Annotated in this window: 23 protein-coding genes; 12 read left to right on the top strand and 11 right to left on the bottom strand. The window is 67.4% G+C overall.

Annotated elements, in window-relative coordinates:
• The first annotated feature begins 323 nt into the window (after nucleotides 1-323).
• The 4 genes from dapA to FHT36_RS03315 all read left to right on the top strand — a co-directional run bounded on the left by dapA (nucleotide 324) and on the right by FHT36_RS03315 (nucleotide 2,811).
• On the top strand, nucleotides 324-1,223 hold the full coding sequence (gene dapA / locus FHT36_RS03330; protein ID WP_210257541.1) for a 4-hydroxy-tetrahydrodipicolinate synthase: 900 nt from the start codon (nucleotides 324-326) through the stop codon (nucleotides 1,221-1,223).
• 124 nt (nucleotides 1,224-1,347) lie between these two features.
• The gene (gene smpB / locus FHT36_RS03325; RefSeq protein WP_024279430.1) at nucleotides 1,348-1,824 is read left to right on the top strand and encodes an SsrA-binding protein SmpB; all 477 of its coding nucleotides are present in this window, start codon (nucleotides 1,348-1,350) and stop codon (nucleotides 1,822-1,824) included.
• 13 nt (nucleotides 1,825-1,837) lie between these two features.
• The gene (locus FHT36_RS03320) at nucleotides 1,838-2,242 is read left to right on the top strand and encodes a VOC family protein (RefSeq protein ID WP_169121070.1); all 405 of its coding nucleotides are present in this window, start codon (nucleotides 1,838-1,840) and stop codon (nucleotides 2,240-2,242) included.
• Nucleotides 2,239-2,811, top strand: a complete 573-nt coding sequence (locus FHT36_RS03315; RefSeq protein WP_169121069.1) for a peroxiredoxin — start codon at nucleotides 2,239-2,241, stop codon at nucleotides 2,809-2,811. Before FHT36_RS03320 ends, FHT36_RS03315 begins: the two co-directional genes overlap by 4 nt.
• Nucleotides 2,812-2,843: 32 nt before the next feature.
• On the opposite strand, the gene FHT36_RS03310 is transcribed toward FHT36_RS03315, so the two are convergent.
• Nucleotides 2,844-3,506, bottom strand: a complete 663-nt coding sequence (locus FHT36_RS03310; protein WP_169121068.1) for a uracil-DNA glycosylase — start codon at nucleotides 3,504-3,506, stop codon at nucleotides 2,844-2,846.
• Between the two features lie 19 nt (nucleotides 3,507-3,525).
• Nucleotides 3,526-4,134 (bottom strand): NYN domain-containing protein, encoded by a 609-nt coding sequence (locus tag FHT36_RS03305; RefSeq protein WP_029558161.1) that lies wholly within the window; start codon nucleotides 4,132-4,134, stop codon nucleotides 3,526-3,528.
• A gap of 216 nt (nucleotides 4,135-4,350) precedes the next feature.
• Between FHT36_RS03305 and rpoZ the strand changes: the two genes are divergently transcribed.
• The 3 genes from rpoZ to FHT36_RS03290 all read left to right on the top strand — a co-directional run bounded on the left by rpoZ (nucleotide 4,351) and on the right by FHT36_RS03290 (nucleotide 6,356).
• Nucleotides 4,351-4,740, top strand: a complete 390-nt coding sequence (rpoZ, locus tag FHT36_RS03300; protein WP_024279425.1) for a DNA-directed RNA polymerase subunit omega — start codon at nucleotides 4,351-4,353, stop codon at nucleotides 4,738-4,740.
• 345 nt (nucleotides 4,741-5,085) lie between these two features.
• A complete protein-coding gene (locus FHT36_RS03295) occupies nucleotides 5,086-5,403 on the top strand; it encodes a hypothetical protein (protein ID WP_246701989.1) in 318 nt (105 codons plus the stop codon).
• A gap of 11 nt (nucleotides 5,404-5,414) precedes the next feature.
• A complete protein-coding gene (locus FHT36_RS03290) occupies nucleotides 5,415-6,356 on the top strand; it encodes an AEC family transporter (RefSeq protein WP_169121067.1) in 942 nt (313 codons plus the stop codon).
• Here the strand turns inward: FHT36_RS03290 and gluQRS are convergent.
• Nucleotides 6,335-7,255: a tRNA glutamyl-Q(34) synthetase GluQRS gene (gluQRS, locus tag FHT36_RS03285; RefSeq protein ID WP_169121066.1), complete on the bottom strand. Its 921-nt coding sequence runs from the start codon at nucleotides 7,253-7,255 to the stop codon at nucleotides 6,335-6,337. The two genes, FHT36_RS03290 and gluQRS, sit on opposite strands and share 22 nt — an antisense overlap.
• 57 nt (nucleotides 7,256-7,312) lie before the next feature.
• On the opposite strand from gluQRS, the gene FHT36_RS03280 reads away from it, so the two are divergent.
• The 3 genes from FHT36_RS03280 to FHT36_RS03270 all read left to right on the top strand — a co-directional run bounded on the left by FHT36_RS03280 (nucleotide 7,313) and on the right by FHT36_RS03270 (nucleotide 9,400).
• Nucleotides 7,313-7,963, top strand: coding sequence for a DNA-3-methyladenine glycosylase (locus FHT36_RS03280; protein WP_169121065.1), 651 nt, complete (start codon nucleotides 7,313-7,315; stop codon nucleotides 7,961-7,963).
• A gap of 13 nt (nucleotides 7,964-7,976) precedes the next feature.
• The gene (locus tag FHT36_RS03275; protein ID WP_169121064.1) at nucleotides 7,977-8,681 is read left to right on the top strand and encodes an alpha/beta hydrolase; all 705 of its coding nucleotides are present in this window, start codon (nucleotides 7,977-7,979) and stop codon (nucleotides 8,679-8,681) included.
• Nucleotides 8,682-8,842: 161 nt separating this feature from the next.
• Nucleotides 8,843-9,400, top strand: a complete 558-nt coding sequence (locus FHT36_RS03270; protein ID WP_081762648.1) for an HNH endonuclease — start codon at nucleotides 8,843-8,845, stop codon at nucleotides 9,398-9,400.
• Between the two features lie 157 nt (nucleotides 9,401-9,557).
• Here the strand turns inward: FHT36_RS03270 and sseA are convergent, their stop codons facing one another.
• The 4 genes from sseA to FHT36_RS03250 all read right to left on the bottom strand — a co-directional run bounded on the left by sseA (nucleotide 9,558) and on the right by FHT36_RS03250 (nucleotide 14,563).
• Entirely contained in the window at nucleotides 9,558-10,430 is an 873-nt protein-coding gene (sseA, locus tag FHT36_RS03265) for a 3-mercaptopyruvate sulfurtransferase (protein ID WP_169121063.1), read from the bottom strand.
• 66 nt (nucleotides 10,431-10,496) lie between these two features.
• The gene (locus FHT36_RS03260) at nucleotides 10,497-11,525 is read right to left on the bottom strand and encodes a cysteine synthase A (protein WP_169121062.1); all 1,029 of its coding nucleotides are present in this window, start codon (nucleotides 11,523-11,525) and stop codon (nucleotides 10,497-10,499) included.
• A 124-nt stretch (nucleotides 11,526-11,649) separates the two neighbouring features.
• On the bottom strand, nucleotides 11,650-13,125 hold the full coding sequence (locus tag FHT36_RS03255; RefSeq protein WP_169121061.1) for a deoxyribodipyrimidine photo-lyase: 1,476 nt from the start codon (nucleotides 13,123-13,125) through the stop codon (nucleotides 11,650-11,652).
• Between the two features lie 91 nt (nucleotides 13,126-13,216).
• Nucleotides 13,217-14,563 carry an MFS transporter gene (locus FHT36_RS03250; protein WP_169121060.1) on the bottom strand — a complete coding sequence of 449 codons (1,347 nt, stop codon included), beginning with the start codon at nucleotides 14,561-14,563 and terminating at the stop codon, nucleotides 13,217-13,219.
• 686 nt (nucleotides 14,564-15,249) lie between these two features.
• Between FHT36_RS03250 and FHT36_RS03245 the strand changes: the two genes are divergently transcribed.
• A complete protein-coding gene (locus FHT36_RS03245; RefSeq protein WP_169121059.1) occupies nucleotides 15,250-18,978 on the top strand; it encodes a vitamin B12-dependent ribonucleotide reductase in 3,729 nt (1,242 codons plus the stop codon).
• Nucleotides 18,979-19,338: 360 nt separating this feature from the next.
• Complete coding sequence (locus FHT36_RS03240) at nucleotides 19,339-20,028, top strand: FkbM family methyltransferase (RefSeq protein ID WP_169121058.1); 690 nt, start codon at nucleotides 19,339-19,341, stop codon at nucleotides 20,026-20,028.
• 50 nt (nucleotides 20,029-20,078) lie between these two features.
• Here FHT36_RS03240 and FHT36_RS03235 read toward each other — a convergent pair whose 3' ends face one another.
• The 4 genes from FHT36_RS03235 to FHT36_RS03220 form a co-directional block, all read right to left on the bottom strand.
• On the bottom strand, nucleotides 20,079-20,618 hold the full coding sequence (locus FHT36_RS03235; RefSeq protein ID WP_169121057.1) for a hypothetical protein: 540 nt from the start codon (nucleotides 20,616-20,618) through the stop codon (nucleotides 20,079-20,081).
• 158 nt (nucleotides 20,619-20,776) lie between these two features.
• The gene (locus FHT36_RS03230) at nucleotides 20,777-21,205 is read right to left on the bottom strand and encodes a Rieske 2Fe-2S domain-containing protein (protein ID WP_169121056.1); all 429 of its coding nucleotides are present in this window, start codon (nucleotides 21,203-21,205) and stop codon (nucleotides 20,777-20,779) included.
• Nucleotides 21,206-21,347: 142 nt separating this feature from the next.
• Nucleotides 21,348-22,478, bottom strand: coding sequence for a peptide chain release factor 2 (gene prfB, locus FHT36_RS03225; RefSeq protein WP_169121055.1), 1,131 nt, complete (start codon nucleotides 22,476-22,478; stop codon nucleotides 21,348-21,350).
• Nucleotides 22,479-22,577: 99 nt separating this feature from the next.
• Nucleotides 22,578-25,070 carry an EAL domain-containing protein gene (locus FHT36_RS03220; protein WP_169121054.1) on the bottom strand — a complete coding sequence of 831 codons (2,493 nt, stop codon included), beginning with the start codon at nucleotides 25,068-25,070 and terminating at the stop codon, nucleotides 22,578-22,580.
• Between the last annotated feature and the right edge of the window lie 370 nt (nucleotides 25,071-25,440).

The following is a 25,440-nucleotide window of genomic DNA, read 5'->3' as shown; positions in this document are numbered from 1 at the left end:
TGTTCGGCCACCGGCGTTGACGAAACCCTAACCTCAATGAAGTCCGAAAACCGGGCGAAACCACGGCTTTCGGGATCCCGGCAGTTGTGCCGGGGCAAATCTGCCGCGGGCTACCCCCTTGCGGCAGGTCGCTACCATTCCCGAAGGGCATTTTGCCCTGATGGCAATGATCGTCGCAGCCAATCCCCCTTTCCGGCCGGGCGGCAAAAGGATAAGGGTCAAGGTCCGCACCCGCCGCTCTTCCGAGCCGGCGCGGCGCCGGGCCGGTCGTTCGCGACAGGTCCCGGCCAACCACAAGCTCCCAGGAACCCAAGGCGTTCGCCATGTCGCCCATCCCGTCTGCGTCCCGTTTCCGCGGCTCGTTCACCGCCCTCGTCACCCCGTTCCGCGACGGCGTTCTGGATGAGAAGGCGTTCCGTGCCTTCGTGGACTGGCAGATATCCGAGGGGACGCACGGCCTCGTTCCGGTCGGCACCACCGGCGAAAGCCCCACCGTCTCCCACGAGGAGCACAACCGCGTGGTGGAATGGACCGTGGAGCAGGCCGCCGGCCGCGTTCCGGTCATGGCCGGCGCGGGCTCCAACAACACCGCAGAGGCGGTCGCGCTGGCCGAGCACGCCCAGAAGGTCGGCGCCGACGCGCTCCTCGTGGTGACGCCCTATTACAACAAGCCCACGCAGGAAGGGCTCTATCGCCACTTCAAGGCCATCGCCGACGCCGTGGACCTGCCGATCTTCATCTACAACATCCCGAGCCGCTCGGTGATCGACATGTCTGTCGAGACCATGGCCCGGCTGTTCGAGATCAAGAACATCGCCGGCGTGAAGGATGCCACCGCCTCCATGACGCGCGTGTCGCTGCAGCGGCAGGTGCTGGGGCCGGACTTCATCCAACTCTCGGGCGAGGATGCGACCGCGCTCGGCTTCATGGCCCATGGCGGCCACGGCTGCATCTCGGTTGCCTCCAACGTCGCGCCGCGCCTGTGCTCGGAGTTCCAGCTGGCCTGCCTCGCCGGCGACTTCAAGGCGGCGCTGGCCATCCAGGACAAGCTGATGCCGCTGCACACGGCGCTGTTCGTGGAGACCAACCCGGCCCCCACCAAGTACGCCCTCTCGCTCCTCGGCAAGATGAGCGAAGAGGCGCGCCTGCCCATGGTGCCGGTCTCCGAGACCACCCGCGCCGTGGTGCGCAGCGCGATGGTGCAGGCCGGCCTCATCAACTGAGGTCGATGGATCGGGGGATCAGGCGACCCGCCGTCGCCTGATGGCCCGTTCTCCAGCGCTCCGCCAACCGACCTGACCCCTTGCGGCTTGCTTCGGCGGTGCGCTGCGACCACATTCCCCCATCATGACATCCAAGAAGACCGAAGCCCCCCGCAAGATCGCCGCCGACAACCGGCGCGCCCGCTTCGATTTCGAGCTCGGCGAGACGTTCGAGGCCGGCATCTCCCTCACCGGCACCGAGGTGAAGAGCCTGCGCAACGGCAAGGCGACCATCGGCGAGAGCTACGCCGCCCAGAAGGAGGGCGAGATGTGGCTCTACAACGCCTATATCCCCGAATATCTGGAAGCCAACCGCTTCAACCACGAGACCCGCCGGCCGCGGAAGCTGCTGCTACACAAGCGGCAGATCGCCAAGCTCGGGCAGGCCGTGGAGCGCGAGGGCATGACGGTGGTGGCGACCAAGATCTATTTCAACGATCGCGGTCGCGCCAAGGTGGAGCTGGCGCTCGCCAAGGGCCGCAAGGCGCACGACAAGCGCGAGGCCTCCAAGGAGCGCGACTGGGCGCGCGACAAGGCGCGCCTGATGCGCGAACGCGGGTGAGGGAAGGGGCGCCATGCCGGGCAAGATCGCCTTCGACCATTGCGTCGTCCATGTGAGCGATTTCGCCCGCTCCAACGCCTTCTATGCGTCCGTCCTCGGTGCGGAGGTGGTGACGGTGGGCACGGGCTTCGCCTACCGCTTCGGTGACCGCCAGCTGAATCTGCACGGTCCGGGCGTCGACCCGGTGCCGGTGGCGCGCCTGCCGGTGCAGCCGGGCAATTCCGATCTGTGCTTCCGCTGGGATGGCCCGATCGCGGAGGCCGTGGTGCACCTCGCCGCCCACGACATCACGCCAGAACTTGGCCCGGTTCGTCGCTTCGGCGCACAAGGCCATGGCACCAGCGTCTATTTCCGCGATCCGGACGGGTCGCTGCTCGAATTCATCTCCTACGACACCTCTCAGGGGGACGCGTCATGAGCACTTCCGGCTACACCAGCCTGCCCGATGACCTCCCGTCGCCGGAAGACGACGGCCTCGCCGCGCACCTGCCGGGGCTCGAACTACCCATCATCACCCTTCCCGCCACGGACGGCCGCCACATCGATCTCTCCGGCCTCTCCGGACTGACCGTGGTCTACGCCTATCCGCGCACGGGAGTTCCCGGCCAGCCCTTACCGGAGGGCTGGGATGCCATTCCCGGCGCGCGTGGCTGCACGCCCCAGTCCTGCGCCTTCCGCGACTACTTCGCCGATCTGCGCGACGCCGGCGTGGAGCATGTGTTCGGCCTGTCGCTGCAGGACAGCGACTATCAGCGCGAGGCGGCGGAGCGGCTGCATTTGCCGTTCCCGCTGCTCTCCGATCATCGGCATGAGCTGACGACGGCGATCCGCCTGCCGACCTTCGAGGTGGAGGGCGCGAAGCTGCTGAAGCGCATCACCCTCATCATCGAGGAGGGCGCCATCAGCCATGTCTTCTATCCGGTCTTCCCGCCGGACCGGAACGCGGCGGACGTGCTGGCCCATCTGCGCCGGCGGCGGGAGGACTGACCGCTCAGCCCGGGCTGGTCAGGCCACGCAGCTCAGCCGAGGCTGGCGCGGACCGCGGAAAAGACGGAGCGGAACATCTCGGGCGTCAGCACGCCGGTGTTCGTGTTGTAGCGCGAGCAGTGGTAGCTCGCGAACAGCCGCACGCTGCCCACCTCGTCCGACACGCCGTGGCCGAACTTCAGCCGCGAGGCCTTCTGGCCCAGCGCCGCGAGGGTCGAATCGTGGGCGATCTTGCCCAGCGTGACGATGGCCCTGAGCGCCGGCATCTCGGCCATGGCGGCGGAGAGGAAGGGCCGGCAGGTGCGGATTTCCTCGGGCGTCGGCTTGTTCTGGGGCGGCACGCAGCGCACCGCATTGACGATGCGCGCGCCGGTGAGGGCCAGGCCATCTTCCGGGTGCGCCGCATAGGGTCCACGGGCGAAGCCGTATTCGATCAGCGTTGCGTAGAGCAGATCGCCGGCATAGTCGCCGGTGAACGGGCGGCCGGTGCGGTTGGCGCCACGCAGGCCGGGCGCGAGACCGACGATGAGCAGGGGCGCGTCGACCGGCCCGAAGGCGGGCACGGGCGCATTGTGCCAGCCGGGTTCATTCGCCCGCCATTCCTCGCGGAACTCCACGAGGCGCGGGCAAAGCGGGCAGTCGCGCCCCGGCTCGGACGCCGCGGCAGGCCGGGCGGCGGCCGTCTTGGCAGCCATCTTGGGAGGCACGGCGGCGTCAGTCGTTGCCGTCGCCGGCCGCGGTCGTGGCACTGCGCCGCTCGAGGAAGCGGGGCGTCTCCTGCATCCGGCCCTGCCGCTCGGACGGGTCGCGGCCGATCTTGGGCTGGAGGTCCACCAGATCGATGAAGACGTCCGCCTGGCGGCGCAGGTCATCCGCGATCAGCGGCGGCTGGGTGGAGATGGTGGACACCACCGAGACCCGCACGCCCTTGCGCTGCAGGGCTTCCACCAGCGAACGGAAGTCGCCGTCGCCGGAGAACAGGACGATGTGGTCCACGTGCTCGGCGAGCTCCATGGCGTCCACGGCGATCTCGATGTCCATGTTGCCGCGCACGCGGCGCCGGCCCTGAGCGTCCGTGAACTCGCGGGCAAGCTTGGTGACCACCGAATAGCCGTTGTAGTCCAGCCAATCGAGCAGCGGCCGGATGGAGGAGTATTCCTGGTCCTCGATCAGCGTCGTGTAGTAGAACGCGCGAAGGAGGTATCCGCGGCTCTGGAACTCCTTGAGGAGCCGCTTGTAGTCGATATCGAAGCCCAACGCCTTGGTCGCGGAATAAAGGTTGGCGCCATCAATGAGAAGAGCGATCTTTTCCTGGCCCTGCATACAAAAGTCCGCCGATGGAATGGGATGGGCAGAACGGGGAACGGCTGCAAACCACGTCGTCCTGTCGCCTTTCTCCGACGAAGAACCGTTCAAGGCAAGCGAAAAAGGCGCGGCGCTTGGTCGGCGGGGTTGCCCCTTTGGCCGAATTGCTGTATCGACGCCCTCTTCTCAAGGCCTGTATTCTGTGCGCATCGCGCATAAGGGAGTGACGAGCCCATGGCCCGTGTCACCGTAGAAGACTGCATCGACAAGGTGGACAACCGGTTCGAGCTGGTTTTGCTCGCCGCCCACCGCGCGCGCATGATCTCGTCCGGCCAGCAGATCACCATCGACCGGGACAACGACAAGAACCCTGTCGTCGCCCTGCGCGAGATCGCCGACGAGACCGTGAGCCCCGAGGATCTCAAGGAAGACCTCATCCACTCGCTGCAGAAGTACACCGAGGTGGACGAGCCCGAGCCCGAGGCCGTGCCGCTCATCGCGTCCAGCGACAGCTCCGGCGGCGAGGACAGCGACGTCATGCTCGACCGGATGACCGAGGAAGAGCTGCTCGCCGGCCTTCAGGGCCTCGTGCCCCCCGAGCACAACGACGACGACGAGGGCTGATCGCCGCTTCGGCGACGGACCCAGCGTTCGCGGCCGGGCACTGCCCGGCCGTTTGCGTTTCGGGCGCCCGTCGCCGGCATTTCATGGCTAAAACGATTTGCCCATTGGTTGACGCCTCCTTCCCGGAAGCCTAACGTCCGCGCCATGCTCCGTTCCGGATACCATATGCCGGGCCTCCTTCCGGCCCTGCGGCGAATTCGTCGCCCGGTCGACCCTGTCGGCCGGGTAGACTTGCGCGCCTGAGGCCGTCGACGGCCGCGGCGCGATCCTCCGCCGGGGCAGGCCCGTCAGGTGACTGCCCAGAGAATTGCGCGGCAAGGCCCGCATCAGTCCGGATCGTCCCCCATGTCCAGCCGTGAACCCGCCGCTCATCGCGACGGCTCCTCCCCTGTTCGTCCTCATCACTCCTCGTACCGCCTCGCCGTCGCCGCCGAGCCGGCCACCAACCTCCTGCTGCGCCTGCTGGAGCCGTTCGTGATCCACGACGTCCTGCCCGGCCGCATCGACTGCCGGACGGATGCGGACACGCTCACCGTCACGATCGAGTTCGCCGCAGAGGAGGCCGTCGCCGTGCGCCTCGGCCAGAGGCTCGGCGTCATGGTCGGCGTCCGCAGGGTGGACCTTGCGACCGCCGAAGAGACGGCGCAGATGCGGGCGGCCTGACGGAAACGGCCATGCTCAACACGTTCGCGGACATTTCCGTCATCGTCCTGCCGGTGTTCGGCATGGTGCTCGTGGGCTACATCTCCGCCCGGATCGGCCTCGTCAGTGAACGGGCGACGGATGGGCTGGCGGAGTTCGTGTTCAGCCTGTCGGTGCCGGTCCTCATCTTCAAGACGCTGACCGAATCGAAGCTGCCGGAGGCCCAGCCCTGGGGCTATTGGATCGCCTATTTCGCCGGTGCCTTCTTCGTGTTCGCCATCGCCATGGTGGCGGCGGAGCGGCTGTTCGGGCGGGGGCGGCAGGAAGCGGTCATCCACGGCTTCGCTGCGGGCCAGGCCAATACCGTGTTCGTCGGCGTGCCGTTGATCCTGAAGGCTTATGGCGAGGCGGGCGCGGTGCCGCTGTTCCTGCTCATCGCCATCCACCTGCCGGTGATGCTGGTGGCGGCCACCGTGCTGCTGGAGGGCAGCCACGGCTTCTCCCGTGCGACCATGATGCGGCTCGGCAAGGCGCTCGCCTTCAACCCCATCCTGCTCGGCATCTATGCCGGGGCGCTCGCCAAGGTGGTGGGCATCCAGGCTGTGGGCGTGCCGAAGCAGATGATCGATCTTCTCTCGGCCGCGGCGACGCCCTGCGCGCTCATCTCCCTCGGCCTGTCGCTGAAGCGCTACGGCATGGCGGGGGGCGATCTTTTGCCCTCGGCGCTCATCAGCTTCCTGAAGCTCATCGTCCATCCGGCGGCGGTGTTCGCGCTCACCATGGTCTTCAGCATGCCGCCGGTGTGGGCCGGCGTGGCGGTGCTGTTCGCGGCCATGCCGAGCGGCGTCAATGGCTATCTGCTGGCGCAGCGCTATGGTGTGGGGGTGGCTGCCTCCACCAGCGCGGTCTCCCTCTCCACCGGGCTCGCGGTCGTCACCGTGGCGTTCTGGCTCTACATCCTCGGGGTCGGCTGAGGCGCGTCGAGCCCCAGCCGCGCGCGGATGTCCGCGGGCGTCGCGCCGCAGGTCCTGAGCGCCAGGAGGCTGGTGGCCGAATTGCTCTTGGACAGCTTGTGGCCGCTGGCGTCGAGGATCAGTCGGTGATGGTGGTAGACGGGCGTCTCTAGGCCCAGGAGCCGCTGCAGCAGCACGTGAACCGAGGTGGCGTGGAACAGGTCCATGCCGCGGATGACGCGGGTGATGCCCTGCAGCGCGTCGTCCACCACCACCGAGAGATGGTAGGACGTTGGCACGTCCCGCCGCGCCAGCACCACATCGCCCCACTGGGCCGGATCGGCCGGCGCCGGGACGGCTGGGCCTTCCGGCATATCCCGGGCTTTCGGCCAGAAGAGCGGGCCGCTGCCGACGGCCTTAAGCGCTGCCGCCATGTCGAGCCGCAGCACATAAGGCTCGCCCGCCGCCCGCCGCTGCGCGCGTTCCCCATCGGACAGCCCTGAGCGCTGGAAGGGATAGAGCGGTGCCCCGTCCGGGTCCCGTGGGGCCGGGTGCCCCTGCTTCGCCTCGGCCTCGATCACCGCGCGCGCGATGTCGGAACGGCTCTCGAAGGCGGGATAGACGAGGCCCATGCGCTCCAGTCGCGCCAGTGCTTCGGCATAGTCGGCGAAATGCTCGGACTGGCGCCGCGGCGGCGCGGCGGGCACGATGCCGAGCCAGGCGAGGTCGTCGAGGATGCCCCGTTCGAATTCGGGTCGACAGCGGGTGGTGTCGATGTCCTCCATGCGCAGCAGGAAGGTGCCGCCCGTGCGCGCCGCCGCCTCGGCATTCACCAGCGCCGAGAAGGCGTGGCCGAGATGCAGCCGGCCGTTGGGGCTCGGCGCGAAGCGGCAGACGAAGGGAAGGGGAGGCTGGGGCATGGCGTGCGCTATTAGAGCGATATCCCGGTGTGACAGACAAGCCTGCGGGTTTGCGCAATGAAGGAGCCGCTGCTCACCGACCAGGGCGTATTCGACCGCGCCTTCGCGCAATTGCTGGAGCTGGATGATCGCCTCGTTCCGGTGGCGGAGGTGGCCGGCCGCCCGGCCCTGCGCCGTCGCCCACCCGGATTCGCCGGCCTGTGCGCGGTGGTGATCGCCCAGCAATTGTCGGTCGCCTCGGCGCGGGCCATCTCCGCCCGGTTCGAGGCCGCGCTGGGCGGGACGCCCACGGTGGAGGCCATGCTGGCCGCGCCGGTGGAGACATTGCGCGGGGCCGGCCTGTCCGCACCGAAGATCCGCACCCTCACCGGCATCGCCCGCGCGCTTGCGGAAGGCGAGGTCGATCTTGAGGCTGTGGCGCGCCTGGAGGCGGACGCCGCGGCCGAGGTGATGACGCGGCTGCCCGGCATCGGGCTTTGGACCGCCGACATCTACCTCCTGTTCTGTCTCGGCCGCGCCGATGCCTTTCCCCATGGAGACCTCGCGCTCCAGGTGGCGATGGGCGATGCGTTCGAGCTGGGCGGCCGCTGCACGCCCCTCGGCCTGCGCGCCATCGCCGAGGACTGGCGGCCGCTGCGTGGCGTGGCGGCTCATCTTCTGTGGGCGTATTATGGTGCGCGGCGCGCCCGCCTCGGCGCCCCGGCCTGAGAAGAGCGTGCCCATGTCCTTTCCCCTCGACGGCGTTTCCCTCGACGAGCCCATTCTCGACGGCCCGCGCCTGCGCCCGCGCAACGGCGGCGCGCCCGACAGTCTCGTCGTGCTGCTGCACGGCTATGGTGCGGACGGGCGCGACCTCATCGACCTCGGCAATGCCTGGGCCGATTTGCTGCCCGGCACCGCCTTCATTTCCCCCCACGCCCCCGACCCCTGCGGGGAGGCACCGGTGGGCCGGCAGTGGTTCCCGCTGAGCTTCCGGGATCCCCACGAACTGGCCCGTGGTGCCGAGGCCGCGGCGCCCGTGCTGGCTGCGTTTTTGGAGGTGGAACTGGCGAAATACGACCTGCCGCCGTCGCGGCTGGCGCTGGTCGGCTTCAGCCAGGGCGCGATGATGGCGCTGAAGATCGCGACCACCGCCGCCGTCGCACCGGCCGCCGTCGTCTCCTATTCGGGGCTGTGGGTGGAAGCGGCGGGCGGCGTGCCGCGCGACCTGCAATTGCACACGCGCCCGCCCATCCTTCTGGTGCACGGCACGGAGGATGAGGTGATACCGGCCCAGGCGCTGTTCGCCTCCGCCCGTGGCCTCGCCGAGGCCGGCGTGCCGGTGGAATGGCACCTCAGCCAAGGCCTCGGGCACGGCATCGACGATGGCGGCCTCGCCCATGGCGGCGCCTTTCTCGCCGAGTTCCTCGCACCCAAGTCGCGCTGAGACGGTAACGGAAGCAGGTGCGGCCGGTGGCGCGAGTAAATGCCCGGAAATGGCCGTGGTTTGGCCTCGGCTTCACAACAGTGACACGGAGCATATAGAGTATCCGCCGCGTACCGGGATCGTCAGGCGCGATTCGGGTGCGAAGACGAGGAGTTCGGTCCTTGACCACTGCTTTGTCACCAGGTGCCTGGCCAGCGCTCGTGCTCAACGCGGACTACCGCCCGTTGAGCTATTACCCGCTGTCGGTCTGGAGTTGGCAGGACGCCATCAAGGCGGTCTTTCTCGACCGGGTGAACATCGTCGAATATTACGACAAGGCGGTGCGAAGTCCGGGCTTTGAAATCCGACTGCCGAGCGTCGTTTCACTGCGCACCTTCGTGAAGCCAACGCGGCAGCCTGCCTTCACCCGCTTCAACGTCTTCCTGCGCGACCGCTTCTCCTGCCAATATTGCGGCTCCCGCGAGGATCTCACCTTCGACCACGTGATTCCGCGCTCGAAGGGAGGCCAGACGACCTGGGAGAATGTGGTCGCCGCCTGCTCCCCCTGCAATCTGCGCAAGGGCGGCCATATGCCGGCGGATGCGGGGATGTGGCCCGCCCAGACGCCCTTCCAGCCCTCCGTCCACGATCTCCATCAGAACGGCCGGCATTTCCCGCCGAACTACCTGCATGAGAGCTGGATGGACTATCTCTACTGGGATACCGAGCTCGATCCGTAGGCGATATCGCCTCGCCAATATCCGGCGGCTTCAGCGCCCGCGAACCCGCATGCGCAGGCACGCTTCAATTCAAGACGCCAAACGTTCCGGAGCCGGCTCCGCAGGAACAGGCTCGGGACTTCGCCGCAGGTGCGGCCTCGCGCGAGGCCGCACGCTGTCAGCCGACGGCAATCTCCTTGCCGCTCGCGCCCCATTCGGTCCACGAACCGTCATAGAGGGCGAGAGGCTGCTTCCCGACCATCTCCAGCGCCACCCAGAGGATGGCCGCCGACACGCCCGATCCGCATGAGGTGATGACCGGGCGCGAGAGATCGAGGCCGGAGCCGTCGATGGCCTTGCGCAGCTCGGCCGGCGGGAGGAGGCGGCCGTCCTTCACGATCAGGCCGTGCGGCAGGTTGAAGCTGCCCGGCATGTGGCCGGAGGGCAGGCCCTCGCGGGGTTCCGGCGCCTCGCCGCGGAAGCGGGCGTCCTGGCGGGCGTCCAGCACCTGCGCGGAGCCGGTCTTGAGCGCCTGATCCACCCGATCGATGTCGGCGACGAGGGAATGGTCGAGGCGCGGGGTGAAGCTGGCCGGCAGGCGGCGCACCGGTCCGTCCTCCAGAGGACGTTCCTCGGCCTTCCACTTGGGCAGGCCGCCATCCAGCAGCTTCACGTCGCTCGCGCCGAAGGCCCGGAAGGTCCACCACACGCGCGGCGCGGAGAACAGGCCGACGGAATCATAGACCACGATGCGCAGGCCGTCGCCGATGCCCAGCGCCCCCACCGCCACCGCGAAGCTGTGCGCGTCCGGCAGCATGTGGGGCAGGGAGGTGGAGTGGTCGGCGATGGTGTCGATGTCGAAATGCACCGCGCCGGGAATGTGCTCGGCGAGATATTCCTTCGCGCCGCTGCGGCCGGAATTCGGCATGTGCCAGGAGGCGTCCACCACCACGAGGTCCGGCGCGCCGAGATTGGCCGCGAGCCATTCAGTGGAGACGAACGGGCTCTGCGGGGTGTCCACCGGCAGGGTGCTCTCGGGCGATGTGCTCATGACGATCTCGCTCGCGTTTGGGCGGGGCGCGGTTTCCTCGGCCGGAACGCGCCCCGCGTCAAGCCGTCAGACGAGGACGTTCGGCACCTCGGCCTTGCGCTCCAGCCACGCCGGCACCGGCAGGTTCTTGGAGCGCAGGAACTCGGGGTTGAACAGCTTCGACTGGTAGCGGGTGCCATAGTCGCAGAGGATGGTCACGATGGTGTGGCCCGGCCCCAGCTCCTTCGCGAGGCGGATGGCGCCGGCGACGTTCACGCCCGACGAGCCGCCGAGGCATAGGCCCTCGTGCTCCAGCAGGTCGAACACGACGGGGAGGGCCTCCTCGTCCGGGATCTGGAAGGCAGCATCCACCGGCGCGTCGACGAGGTTGGCGGTGATGCGCCCCTGCCCGATGCCCTCGGTGATGGAGGAGCCCTCGGCCTTCAGCTCACCGGTCGTGTAATAGGAATAGAGCGCGGCGCCCATGGGATCGGCGAGGCCGATCTTGATGTCCTTGTTGCGCGCCTTCAGTGCCATGCCGATGCCGGCCAGCGTGCCGCCGGTGCCGACGGCGCAGATGAAGCCGTCCACCTTGCCCTGCGTCTGCTCCCAGATTTCCGGGCCGGTGGTGTCGATATGCGCCTGGCGGTTGGCCACGTTGTCGAACTGGTTCGCCCAGATGGCGCCGTTGAGCTCGGTCTTGGCCAGCGCCTCGGCCAGGCGGCCGGAGACCTTCACGTAATTGTTGGGATTGGCGTAGGCCACGGCCGGCACTTCCACCAGCGTCGCGCCGGCGAGGCGCAGCATGTCCTTTTTTTCCTGGGACTGGGTCTCGGGAATGACGATCACGGTGCGGAAGCCGAGCGGGGCCGCCACCAGGGCGAGGCCGATGCCCGTATTGCCCGCCGTGCCTTCCACGATCACGCCGCCGGGCTTCAGCTCGCCGCGGGCCACTGCGTCCTGGATGATGCCGAGCGCCGCGCGGTCCTTCACCGACTGGCCGGGATTGAGGAACTCCGCCTTGCCGAGGATGTCGCAGCCGGTCTCCTCGGAGGCCCGCTTCAGACGGATAAGGGGTGTGTTTCCGATGGAGTCCACAAGGCCGTTACGGATCATGGAAGAAATACCTTCATCGCAATGTGAAATTTAATGGGCCTTATGCTGCCTCGGCGCGCGTCTCCCCTCAATAGCGGCGTTGCAGGGCCGGCGCAAACTCATGGGATTGCGCCGGGAAGAGGCGTCAGCGGACGGCCGCGCGCGCCTCTGTGGCGGCCGCGTGCCGCAGATGTTCGAAGGCGCGCAAGGCTCGGTCGCGGGCGGCGGCGTGGTCCACCAGGGGCTTGGGATAGGTGTGTCCCAGCCGGATGCCCGCAGCGGCGAGGGTGTCCTGCGGGGCGGTCCATGGCTGGTGGATGAGCTTCGCCGGCAGGCGCTTCAGCTCGGGCACATAGGTGCGCACATAGGTGCCGTCGGGATCGAACTTCTCGCCCTGCATCACCGGATTGAAGATGCGGAAATAGGGCGCGGCATCAAGGCCGGAGCCGGCGACCCATTGCCACGACGCGGCATTGTTGGCGGCGTCCGCGTCCACCAGCGTGTCCCAGAACCAGTCTTCGCCGGCGCGCCAGTCGATGAGCAGGTGCTTGGCGAGGAAGGAGGCCACCACCATCCGCACCCGGTTATGCATCCAGCCGGTCTGCCAGAGCTGGCGCATGCCCGCATCCACCAGCGGATAGCCGGTGAGGCCGCGCCGCCAGGCCTTCAATTCGCCGGAGCACTCCCGCCAGGGGAAGGCATCGAAGCTCTGCTGGATGTTGCGCCGGGCGATGTCCGGCTCCTCGGCGAGGAGATGGTAGGAAAATTCCCGCCAGTAAAGTTCCGCCTCGAACTTGGCTGCATCGCTGCCCGGCACCTCGCCGGCATCCACCGCGTGGCGCACGGCGAAGAAAATCTGCCGGGGGGATATCTCGCCGAACCGCAGGTGCGGCGAGAGGCGTGAGACGTAATCGAGGTCTGGCCGGTCGCGGCCCGTGGCGTAGCCCTTGAGGCCGTCGGCGATGAAGGCGGAAAGCCGCTGCCGCGCCGCTGCCTCGCCGACATGCCAGGCGGTGCGCAGGCCGCCGGCCCAGTCGGGCTTTTCCGGCTCCAGCGCGAAGCTCTCAAGCGTGTCGCCATCCGGCGCACGGGTCACGCCCTTGAGGCGCTTGGGTGCGGGCAGGGGCGGGGAGAGATCGCGCTCGCGCAGGGCCGCGCGGTGGAAGGAGGAGAAGGTGCGCGGCATGCGCCCCGATCCGCCCAGCACCGTTCCCGGCGGGTGGAGCAGGTGGGCGCAGAAGTGCAGCACGCGGCGATCCTCGGCCGCCAGCCGGGCGGTGATGGCCCGGTCCAGCTTGCCCTCGGCCTCGCCCGCCCGATCATTGAACGCGACCGTAGCCGCGCCCAGCGCGGCAGCCACCTCCGGCACGATGCGGGTGACCGGCCCCTGTCTCAGGATCAGGGGAATGCCGTGATGGGAGAGGTCTGCCCGGAGCGCCCTCAGGGATTGGGCGAGCCACCAGCGGGCGGCGCCGCCGAGCGGGCGGATGTGGGGGCTGTCCTCGTCGAGGACATAGAGCGCGGCGATGGGCGCGCCGGTCTCGGCGAGGGCGTTCAGCGCCGGGTTATCGGCCAGGCGCAGATCGTCGCGGAACCACAGGAGGGATGGAGCGGCTGTCATGACGCACCTTCCTACGCGGACGGGGCAGGGGAGGTTCACTCCCTTTTCCCGTCCGGCGCAAGAGGGGCGTCACAAGAGGGCTATCGTGCCCTCAGTGGTCCATGTTCACGTCGCGCGTCTCCTTGCCCAGCACTAGGGCGGTGAGGGTGAGGAGCGCCATGACCGAGAGATAGACGCCGACCCAGAACGGGCTGCCGCCGCCATAGCTCCACAGCGCCACCGCGATGAACGGGGCCACCGCCGCGCCGAGGATGGACGAGACGTTGTAGGAGATGCCCGAGCCCGTGTAGCGCACATTGGCCGGGAACAGCTCCGGCAGCAGCGCGCCCATGGGGCCGAAGGTGAGGCCCATCAGCGTGAAGCCGATGACGAGCCACGCCATCACGCCCACCGGCCCGGCGGAGAGGATCGGCACCCACAGCAGGCCGAACACCACGATGGCGGCGGTGATGCCGATCAGCGTGCGGCGGCGGCCCCAGCGGTCGGCCCAGGGGCCGGACACCAGCGTGAAGATGCCGAAGAACACCACGCCGCCGATCATCATCAGCACGAAGGTGCGGTAGTCATAGCCGAGCCCCGGCACCGCCGCCGTGGTCGGGGCGCGGCCGTAGCTGAGCGAGAAGGTGGTCATCAGGTAGAACAGCACGTAGGTCGCGAGCATGTAGAAGGTGCCGAGGATCAGCTCGCGCCAATGGGTCTTGAACGCTGCGGCCAGCGGCAGCTTCTGGATGCGGCCGTGCTCCAGCGCCTTGGCGAAGGCGGGGCTCTCCACCAGCGAGATGCGCACCCACAGGCCGACGATCACCATCACCGCCGAGAACAGGAAGGGCAGGCGCCAGCCCCAGGAGAGGAAGGCATCGGACGGGCGGGACGGATCGCTCGACGGCATCAGCGCCGCGATGGCGAGGAACAGGCCGTTGGCGATGATGAAGCCGATGGGCGCGCCGAGCTGCGGGAAGGTGCCATAGACGGCGCGCTTGCCGGCCGGCGCATTCTCGGTGGCGACCAGCGCCGCGCCGCTCCACTCGCCACCCAGCGCGAAGCCCTGGGCGAGGCGCAGGATCACCAGCAGCAGGGGCGCGAACCAGCCGGCGGTCTGGAAGGTGGGCAGCAGGCCGATGAGGAAGGTAGCGATGCCCATGGTGAGCAGCGCGCCCACCAGCGTCAGCTTGCGCCCCTTCTTGTCGCCGAGGTGGCCGAAGAAGATGGCCCCGAGCGGCCGCGCCACCATGGCCGCGCCGAAGATGGCGAACGAGGCGAGCAGCGCCGTCGTGTCATTGCCGGCCGGGAAGAACAGGTGCGGAAACACCAGCACCGCCGCCGTGGCATAGACGTAGAAGTCGTAGAACTCGATGGTGGTGCCGATCAGGCTCGCGAGGATGACGCGCGAGCGGGGATTGACGGCGGGCGCCGCATCGGCGGCGAAGGTCGTGGACATGCCGGTACTTTCCAACTGCGCCCCGTAAAGGCCGGGAGCCGTTGGCGGCGGCTGAAGGGTCCGGCAATTTTCTGTCGCGGCTGGATGGGGCAGTGAGCCAACGGCGCGAACGGTTGCCGCCAGTTGATAGATTGTTGCGCGCTATATGACCAGACGGTCTCTATGGCACTGAGACAAGCCGGCTATGTGGCGGGCGCATACGTCCGGTGTCGCCTATCCCCCTCGGTCGCTGCCCGTGCGCATCTCGAACGTGACAATGGGATGGCAGATTTTTGGACAAGCTGTGGATGACGGGCATGCCGGAAAAAATGCGAACTGGCGTGGCCCGCTCGGCACGGCGGAGGCCGCGACGCCCCGGCACTACATTGAAATTAAGCGTTTCCTCACCATATGAGACCCAACATCTTGTGCCTGTCGGGTCTATGGAGCACCATTGGTCGTAGTTCGAGGGCGCTTCGGCCACTCTGAGGTGCGTTGACGGACGGCGCGGACTCACACTAGCGTCACGCCCATCAACGACCCGCGCCTCGCGTAGCTTATGCGGCATGGGCACCTCACCAGAACCCGAAGTCGGCAGTCCTTGCAAAGGGACGGCGCGCTGCGCCGTACCTGACGGGAAGCCGTCCGCCATATTCGTCCTGTAGAATGATCGGCCCGAGCGGGGCCGAGCCGAAGGAGCACCGGTCATGCGCGTTGAACGCCGCTACACGCAAGAGGGTCGTTCCCCTTACGCGGACATCGCCTTCCGCGAGACCGTGAGCGAGATCCGGAACCCCGACGGCTCCGTGGTCTTCCGCCAGGAGGGGATCGAGGTTCCCGCGCAGTTCTCGCAGGTCGCCTCCGACATCCTCGCGCAGAAATATTTCCGCAAGGCCGGCGTGCCCGCGCGCCTGAAGAAGGTGGAGGAGAATTCCGTCCCCTCCTTCCTGTGGCGCTCCGTGGCCGACGAGGCGGCGCTCGCCGCCCTGCCCGAGAACGAGCGCTATGTGGGCGAGACCACCGCGCAGCAGGTGTTCGATCGTCTGGCCGGCACCTGGACCTATTGGGGCTGGAAGGGCGGCTATTTCGACAGCGAGGCCGACGCGCAGGCCTTCTTCGACGAGCATTGCTACATGCTGGCCATGCAGATGGCCGCGCCCAACTCGCCGCAGTGGTTCAACACCGGCCTGTTCTGGGCCTACGGCATCGACGGGCCGGGGCAGGGCCACTTCTATGTGGACTACCAGACCGGCGAGCTGATGGCCTCCACCTCGGCCTATGAGCATCCCCAGCCGCACGCCTGCTTCATCCAGTCCGTGGGCGACGACCTCGTCAACGAGGGCGGCATCATGGATCTGTGGGTCCGCGAGGCGCGCCTGTTCAAGTACGGCTCCGGCACCGGCTCCAACTTCTCCGCGCTGCGCGGCGAGGGTGAGAAGCTGTCCGGCGGCGGCCGCTCGTCCGGCCTCATGAGCTTCCTCAAGATCGGCGACCGCGCGGCGGGCGCCATCAAGTCCGGCGGCACCACCCGCCGCGCTGCCAAGATGGTGGTGGTCGACGCCGACCATCCGGACATCGAGGCCTATGTGGACTGGAAGGTGATCGAGGAGCAGAAGGTCTCCTCCCTCGTCACCGGCTCCAAGCTCAATGCCAAGCACCTCAAGGCCGTGCTCAAGGCCTGCGTGAACTGCGAGGGCAATGGCGACGACTGCTTCGACCCGGAGAAGAACCCGGCCCTCAAGCGCGAGATCAAGGCCGCCCGAAAGGCGGCGGTTGCCGACGCCGCCATCCGCCGGGTGATCCAGTACGCCCGCCAGGGCTACAAGGACATCGATGTCGCCATCTACGACACCGATTGGGACGGCGAGGCCTACATCACCGTCGCCGGCCAGAACTCCAACAATTCCGTCCGCGTCACCGACGACTTCCTGCGCGCCGTCGAGGCCGATGAGGACTGGAAGCTCATCCGCCGCACCGACGGCAAGGTCGCCAAGACCATCAAGGCCCGTGAGCTCTGGGAGAAGATCGGCTCGGCCGCGTGGCACTGCGCCGACCCCGGCATCCAGTTCCACACCGCGGTGAACGACTGGCACACCTGCCCGGCGGCCGGCGAGATCCGCGCCTCCAACCCGTGCTCGGAATACATGTTCCTCGACGACACGGCCTGCAACCTCGCATCGCTGAACCTCCTGCAGTTCCGCGATGCCGAGAAAAGGTTCGACGTGGAGAGCTACGAGCACGCCGTGCGGTTGTGGACCGTGGTGCTGGAAATCTCCGTGCTGATGGCGCAGTTCCCCTCGCGCCGCATCGCCGAGCTCTCCTACGAGTACCGCACGCTGGGCCTCGGCTACGCCAATATCGGCGGCCTGCTCATGTCGAGCGGCATTCCCTATGACTCCCCCCAGGGGCGCGCCATCTGCGGTGCGCTCTCGGCCATCATGACCGGCGTCTGCTACGCCACCTCCGCCGAGATGGCGAAGGAGCTGGGCACGTTCGCGGCCTATTCGGCCAATGCCCAGTCCATGCTGCGGGTGATCCGCAACCACCGCCGTGCCGCCCATGGCATCGCCGAGGGCTATGAGGGCCTCTCCATCGCCCCGGTGCCGCTCGATCACCTCTCCTGCCCGGACACCCGCCTCGTCGCCCACGCCACCGCGGCCTGGGACAGGGCGTTGGAGCTCGGCGAGAAGCATGGCTACCGCAACGCGCAGGTCTCCGTGATTGCCCCCACCGGCACCATCGGCCTGGTGATGGACTGCGACACTACCGGCATCGAGCCCGACTTCGCGCTGGTGAAGTTCAAGAAGCTGGCCGGCGGCGGCTACTTCAAGATCATCAACCGCGCCGTGCCCGAGGCGCTGCGCACCCTCGGCTACAAGGAAGCGGAGATCGCCGAAATCGAGGCCTATGCGGTGGGCCACGGCTCGCTCGCCAACGCGCCGGCCGTCAACCACGGCTCGCTGCGCGCCAAGGGCTTCGACGACGCGGCCATCCAGAAGGCCGAGGCCGCGGTGAAGACCGCGTTCGACATCAAGTTCGCCTTCAACCGCTGGACGTTCGGCGAGGAATTCCTCGCCAACACCCTGAAGGTGCCGGCGGCCCAGCTTGCCGACCCGAAGTTCGACCTGCTCGCCTTCCTCGGCTTCTCCAAGGCCGACATCGACGCCGCCAACGTGCATGTCTGCGGGGCGATGACGCTGGAGGGCGCGCCCTTCCTCAAGCCGCAGCACCTGCCGGTGTTCGACTGCGCCTCCCCGTGCGGCCGCATCGGCAAGCGCTATCTGTCGGTGGAGAGCCACATCCGCATGATGGCGGCGGCTCAGCCCTTCATCACGGGCGCCATCTCCAAGACCATCAACATGCCCAACGACGCCAGCGTCGAGGATTGCAAGGCAGCTTACCTGCTGTCCTGGCGCCTCGCGCTGAAGGCGAACGCGCTCTATCGCGACGGCTCCAAGCTCTCCCAGCCCCTCAACGCCCAGCTGGTGGCGGACGAGGAGGACGAGGACGACGCGCTGGACGCCGTGCTCGCCCAGCCCAACGCGGCCCGCACCGCGTCGGTCACCGAGAAGATCGTCGAGCGGGTGGTGGAGCGCATCGTCGAGCACCGCGTGCGTGAGCGCGAGAAGATGCCCGACCGCCGCAAGGGCTACACCCAGAAGGCGGTGGTGGGCGGCCACAAGGTCTATCTGCGTACCGGCGAATATGATGATGGCCGCCTCGGCGAGATCTTCATCGACATGCACAAGGAGGGCGCGGCGCTCCGCTCGCTCCTCAACAACTTCGCCATCGCCATCTCGCTCGGCCTCCAGTACGGCGTGCCGCTCGAGGAATATGTGGACGCCTTCACCTTCACCCGCTTCGAGCCGGCCGGCCCGGTGCAGGGCAACGACACCATCAAGTACGCCACCTCCATGCTCGACTACGTGTTCCGCGAGCTGGCGGTGAGCTATCTCGGCCGCAACGACCTCGGCCATGTGGACCTGTCCGAGACCGGCTTCGACGCGCTCGGCAAGGGTGTGGACGAGGGCAAGGCGCCGACCAATCCGTCGGCCCGCATCGTCTCCAAGGGCCTCGTGCGCGGCAAGACGGTGAACCTGCTGGTGCCCCAGCCTGTCGCCCCCGAGCCGCGTTCCGGCACGGACAACGTGACGATGCTGCGGACGACCACCGTCGGCGCCACCGCGCTGAAGGCTGACACCGCCGAACTCAAGGATCCGGCGCCCCAGCCGGAGGAGATCGAGGAAGCGGTCGAGAGCCTGATGGAGAAGTCGCTCCCCTGGTCCGCAACCGCCCGCAAGGCCGAGGCCCGTGCCGAAGCCAAGGCCAAGGGCTACGAGGGCGAAGCTTGCCCCGAGTGCATGAACTTCACCATGGTGCGCAACGGCACCTGCCTGAAGTGCGACACCTGCGGTGGGACGACCGGCTGCAGCTGAGGTATTTTTCGCCTCCGTAAGAACAATGCCCGGGCCTGCGGTCCCGGGCATTTTTCGTTTTGATCAGGGCCTTGAGCCTTGGAGGTCGGCTCGCCGTTTCTGCATCGGGCTTCCCGCCGCAGCGTCGGATTGGAGAAACGGATCTCGCGCCCATGGAACCGGGAAGCCTGCCCACATCCCCCGAGGGTGGATGTGCGAGAGGACAATGGAACGCGGGTTCCGGTTGACGCCTCAGCGCAATTTCTGAATATGAAGTGGTCTCGTCTGCCCCGCCGATGTACGCCGCCAGCCCCATCAGAGATGAGGTTCGCCGCCACGCGTTGATACACGCGCCATCTGGTATCATGGCAGGAGGCCGATATGGATTACGCTCATCCGCTTGCGCTGGCGGTTCGTCGTATCGGCCAGAAGGCCGGAATACTCAGGCCTCTCGTAAAATTATACCGCAAGATTACCAGGAGCGGCTACGAAGATGCCTTCGGGGTGGCGCTCCTGAACGATGTCAGGACGGCCGACATCGTCTGGGACGTGGGCGCCAATACTGGCCTCTACAGCCGAAAATTGGCCGAGGCCGTGGGGCTGACTGGAAAGGTCGTCGCTTTCGAACCCACACCCTCGACCCTTCAGGCGTTGCGCGACACGATTGCGCCCTATCCTCAGGTGACCGTCGTTCCGGTTGCGCTTGCCGACTATTCCGGCGTGGCACATTTCGGCACCAGCGACCATCACCAGAGCAACACGCTCAATGCCAGTGCCAAATCAAGCGAATGCATCGAGGTGAAGGTCGAGCGGGGCGATGTCTATGCGGCCGATCAGTGTCCCAATGTCATCAAGATTGACGTCGAGGGCTTCGAGCTCGATGTGGTCAGGGGCCTGACGCAGACGCTGGCGCAGCCCCAACTGCGGTCTGTTTTTGTGGAAGTCCACTTCCTCGAAATGGCTAAGCGGGGCCTAGATGACGGTGCGGGGCAACTGAAGGCTGCCCTCGAACGAGTCGGCCTTCGTGTCACTTGGCTCGATCCATCCCATATCGTCGCGCGCAGAGCATAGCAGTCCGCAGACGGAGGCGGGGCAGCCCTCCGTCCCCGGACAGCGCCTGATCAGGCGGCGTTCTTGATGCTCAGGCCGTCCTCGTAGGACACTTCCTTGTAGTGCGAGACTTCCGCATATTTCAGCCCCACGTCGGCGAGGGCGTCGAGCTTGGCGGCGGTGTCGAACTTCTTGAGCTTCACCTTGTCCACATAGAAGGTGTCGATCAGCTCGTTGTAGACCGAGGTTTCGTCGAGGAAGATGGCGAAGATCTTCACGTCGCCGAAGCGGATCAGCAGGCGGTTGCCCTGCGGCAGATCCGAGATATAGACGAAATACTTGCCCTCGCCGTCGAGGGCGGCGCCGAGCGTTTCCACCAGCTTGGGCAGGCTCTCGTAGCTGGTGATGGAGCCGGCCAGGAAGCCGATGGCGGGCTTGCCGTCCTCGCACACCGAGAACACTTCCTTCAGCACCGCCTCAGGCCCGTCGTAGGAAATCTCGCCGCGGAAGCCGAAGCGGTCGGCCACATGGGTGTCGGCGTTCAGCGTCGGCTTCAGGAGCCGTCCCTCGGTGCTCAGCTTGGCAAAAGGCGTATCAGCAACAGCGGTCATGGAAAAATCCTTGGGTGAGGTCGCGGTGGGCGAGGCCCTTATGGGCGTGCCGTGGAGAACCTCGTGTGCGCCGGCCAGGGAGGGCCGGACCGGGCACGAGGCCCCGGTCTGCCGTGCCCCTTCGGACACGACCTCTTGTCCAGCGGAGGTGTGAGGCCTCAGTCGCCGGTAATCAGCACCTCCGGGACCTCGTTGGGGTCCTCCACGTCCAGGCCGTCCTCCTCGGCGAGGGGGACGTTGACGAGGCAGACGTCGCCGTCATCGACGACGATCTCGATGGGGGTGAGGGATTTGCCCTTGCAGGGGCCGATGAAACAGGCGCCGGTGTCGGGGTCGAACTTCGCCTGGTGCCGCCCGCAGGCGAGGAAGTTGGCCTCGCGGTCCAGGAATTCGCCGGGATAGGCGTCGAGCCGCTTGCCCTCGTGCGGGCAGACATTCTCGTAGCCGTGGAAGCTGTTGCCGCGGCGGGCGATAAAGATCGGCCACGCCTTCTTGTTGCCGTCCGCGTCGAGCCGCGCGAGCACGAAGCCGCGGGCGTCGCCATCCTGGATCTCGTAGGTGGCGCAGATGGCGAAGAGTTCGGTCATCACACAGCTTTCTCAGGTCCGGAGGGACCGGGAAAGCTTACGCAAGAATTGGGCCGCCACTCCGGCGGCCCCGATTGTCGTGTCTCCGACACAGCCCGCCGGAGGGCGGAATGACCGGGTCGAACTGATCCCTCCGAGGAGATCAGTCCACGTCGTCGACGCTCTCCGGCCCGCCGCCATAGGCGCGCTGGGCGAGGGCCGCCTGCATAAAGGGGTCGAGGTCGCCGTCCAGCACCTCCTGCGGCGTGCCGGAGGTGACGCCGGTGCGCAGGTCCTTCACCAGCTGATAGGGCTGGAGCACATAAGAGCGGATCTGGTGGCCCCAGCCGATGTCGGTCTTGGCTGCTTGCTCCGCCATGGCCTCCGCCTCGCGCTTTTTCAGCTCAAGGTCGTAGAGCTTGGCGCGCAGCATGTTCCAGGCGGTGGCGCGGTTCTTGTGCTGGGAGCGGTCTCCCTCGCTCACCACGGCGATGCCGGTGGGAATGTGGGTGAGGCGCACCGCCGATTCCGTCTTGTTCACGTGCTGGCCGCCGGCACCGCCGGAGCGCATCGTGTCGACCCGCACGTCCGCTTCCTTGATGTCCACCACGATGCGGTCATCCACCACGGGATAGACATCCACCGAGGCGAAGGACGTCTGCCGCCGGGCGTTGGAATCGAAGGGCGAGATGCGCACGAGGCGGTGGACGCCCGCCTCGGTCTTCAGCCAGCCATAGGCATTGTGGCCCTTCACCTGGATGGTGGCGGACTTCAGGCCGGCCTGCTCGCCCTGGCTCTCGTCCATCAGCTCCACCTTGAAGCCGTGGCGCTCGCACCAGCGGCGATACATGCGCAGCAGCATCTCCGCCCAATCCTGGCTGTCGGTGCCGCCGGCGCCGGCATGGACTTCGAGATAGGAGTCGTTGGAATCGGCCTCGCCCGAGAGCAAGGCCTCCAGCTCGCGCCGGGCCAACTCCGCCTTCAGCCCGTCAAGGGCTCCGGCGGCCTCGGAGATCACACCCTCGTCGCCTTCCGCCTCTCCGAGATCGATGAGCTCGATATTGTCGGCAAGGTCGCGCTCCACCCGATCGATGGCGCCGAGGCCATCCTCCAGGCTGGTGCGCTCCTGCATCAGCTTTTGCGCCCGCTCGGGATCGTCCCAGAGCTTGGGGTCTTCAACGATGGCATTCAGCTCCGCGAGACGACGGCGCGAACGGTCCACGTCGAGGTGGGACCGCAACAGGTCGAGGGAGGCTTTGATCTCGTCGACTTTTGCGGCGAGTTCCGCGCGCATGGCTCATCTTTCTCCGGCTGAGGGCCGCGGAAAATAGCGGCGGGGGGCGCGGGTGTAAACGCCGGGCCGGCGGGGAGGGGGCTTCGGGGGCAGAAAGCTTCAGCCGGCGCGCCGTGCCGCGAGCCAGGAGCCGATGTCCACCGCTTCGATGGGACGGGCGAACAGGAAGCCCTGCGCCGCGTGGCAACCGAGGAATCGCAGGAGATCGGCTTGCGCCTGCGTCTCGACGCCCTCCGCTACCACCGTCATGCCGAGGCTGTGGCCGATGCGGATCACCGCCGTGGCCAGCGCCTGGGCGTTCTGGTCTTGCTCGATGGAGAGCATGAAGGACCGGTCGATCTTCAGCTCGGCAATGGGGAGGCGCGAGAGGGCGCTGAGGCTGGAATAGCCCGTGCCGAAATCGTCCATGGCGATGCGCACGCCGAGGGCCTCGATGGCGCGCGCGGTGGCGAAGGAGTTCGGGTGCTGGTCCATCATCACCCGCTCGGTGATCTCCACCCTGAGGTCTGAGGGCTTCAGGTCGTACTCGCGCAGCGCGCCCGAGATGAAGCCGACGATATCGCCGCTGCGGAAACTGAGCGGGGAGAGGTTCACAGACACGTGGGGGACGTCGACGCCCTCCTGCCGCCATGTGGCGATGCGCTGGCAGGATGCCTCGACCGCCCATTCGTCGATGCTCTCGATGAGGCCGTATTCCTCGGCGAGCGGGATGAAGCGGGTGGCGGGGACATCGCCGTGGATCGGATCCGTCCAGCGGGCGAGCGCCTCCACGCCGTGGAGCGCGCCGGAGGAGAGCAGCACCTGCGGCTGGTAGACGAGGCGCAATGCGCGGTTCTGGATGGCCTCGCGCAGCGCGACGGACAGCACCAGGCGGTCCAGCACCCGGCGGTTCAGCTCCTCCGTAAAGAAGTGGAACTTGCCGCGGCCCTTGCGCTTGGCCTCGTGTACGGCGGTATCCGCGTGCTTGAGGAGCGTTTCCGCGTCCGTTCCATGGTCGGGATAGAGCGCGATGCCGACCGACGCGGACATGGTGAGGTGGAGCGCCTGCGCCGTGATGGGCGCGGCCACGTATTCCAGCAGCCGCCGGGCGATGCGGGCCGCCTCCTCTGCGGTGCAGTCATGCACCAGCACGAGGAATTCGTCGCCGCCGGTGCGCCCCACCACGTCACCGGTGCGAAGCTGCGCCTTGAGCCGGCGGGACACTTCCACCAGCAGCTGATCGCCCGTTGAATGGCCGAGCGTCTCGTTCACGTCCTTGAAGTGGTCGATGTCGAGATAGAGCACGGCGAGCGGCTGCTCCAGCGTGCGGGCCTCCACCAGCAATTCCTCGAGGATCGCGTGGAGCTGGCGCCGGTTGGCGAGGCCGGTCAGCGTGTCCACATTGGCCAGCATCTCGATGCGCTTCTTGGCCTCGAAGCGCTCCAGCGCCAGGGCGCAGAGATCGGAGCAGGCGGCGACGACGTTCTCCAGCCACGGGGTCGGGCCGTGGGCGGTCTGGAAATAGAAGGCGAAGGTGGCCGCCACCTTCCCGCCGCGCAGCTTCACGGGGATGGACCAGCAGCCGGTGATGCCGGGCGGGATGGGAATGTCGCGGAAGTCCTCCCAGAGGGGACTGGTGGCGATGTCCTCGACCAGCACCGGCGTGCCGCGGAAGGCCGCCGTGCCGCAGCTGCCGCTGCGGGGGCCGATGGGGAGGCCTTCGACGGCGGCGGAAAACTCGGCCGGAAGGCTCGGGGCCGCCAGCACCGTCAGACGATCGTCCGCGGTGACGCCGAGAATGGAGCAGAGCGCGTTGGGTGCGAGGCCCTGCACCTTGCGGCACAGGATGTCCATGATGTCGGCCATGGGCGCATCGGCGGCCAGTGCGCCGAGCACCTGACGCTGGAGATCCTCCACGAGCCGGGTGTGGGTGATGTCCGCGACGACCGCGACCACCTGCTCCAGCACGCCGGTCTGGCGATCCATGATCGGAGTGACGCTTGCCGACACCCAGACCTCCATTCCCGTGTTGCCCTTGAGCGCAACGTCTTCGGACAGGGCGATGCGCCGGTCCATGGCGTCCTGGATGTGGTCTGCGAAGCAGGCATTCCCCAGCCGGCCGCAAAACAACTCGGCCAAGGTGACGCTCTCCGGCCATTCCGTACCGTCATCCAGCATGTCACGGAAAGCGGGGTTGGCGTAGATCACCTTGCCGTGCGCGTCGGCGACAAGCACGCCGCGGTCGGTCTTCTCGGCGACAGCGGCGAGGATTGCGAGGCTCTTGGTGTGCACGGGCGGGTTCAGAGTGGGGCGGACGAAGGCGATGTAATAGGTCTCCCGTTTATGCTTCGCGCGGGTGACGGAGACGAGGCCCTCCACGCGGGAGCCGTCGTCCCGCGTGATCAAGAGGGGAAGCTCTCCACTGGGCTGCCCTCCCGCGCCGGGAATGAGGTCGCCCACGGGGCGCCCGATCGCCTCCCCCTCGTTCAGTCCCCACAGGCGCTCGGCGGCCGTGTTGATGAACGTGACGAGGTTGTTCGTGTCGAAGAAGACAACAGCCTCGCGGCCTTGGGCGCGGGCAGCTGCTGGGCGATCCGCCATATTCCCGTCCATGGCTGAAGCTCCCGGCTGTACGCCCTCTGCGTGAGAGGACGCCACAAGGCCATCCACGCGCGAAAACTTCAGCTTACCCAATGGCAAGTGGCACGCGTGACTAGCTTACCTATCTCGGCGGGCTTGTACAGGAACGGTACGAGAATGAGGTTAATCTGCGTCAAAATCCGGGCTGGCGGTCGGGGGCAGAGACCGCATAACGCAAGGCGATGACCCGTCGGGAAAGCTTGCCAATGCAGCGCCGCTGCATCCCGGAAGACGCGGGCACTTTGCGCTGCAGCATACTGACGCACAGCAACGCTCAAGCGCCCGCCGCCGGCCTGCCGACCGCTGCGAGAGGAGCAGGGGCCGCGGGGGGATCAGGACGGGA

Origin of the sequence: Xanthobacter sp. SG618, from assembly GCF_012932745.1 — a bacterium.
Classification (GTDB): domain Bacteria; phylum Pseudomonadota; class Alphaproteobacteria; order Rhizobiales; family Xanthobacteraceae; genus Xanthobacter; species Xanthobacter flavus.
This window is presented reverse-complemented; position numbering and strand designations above follow the sequence as displayed.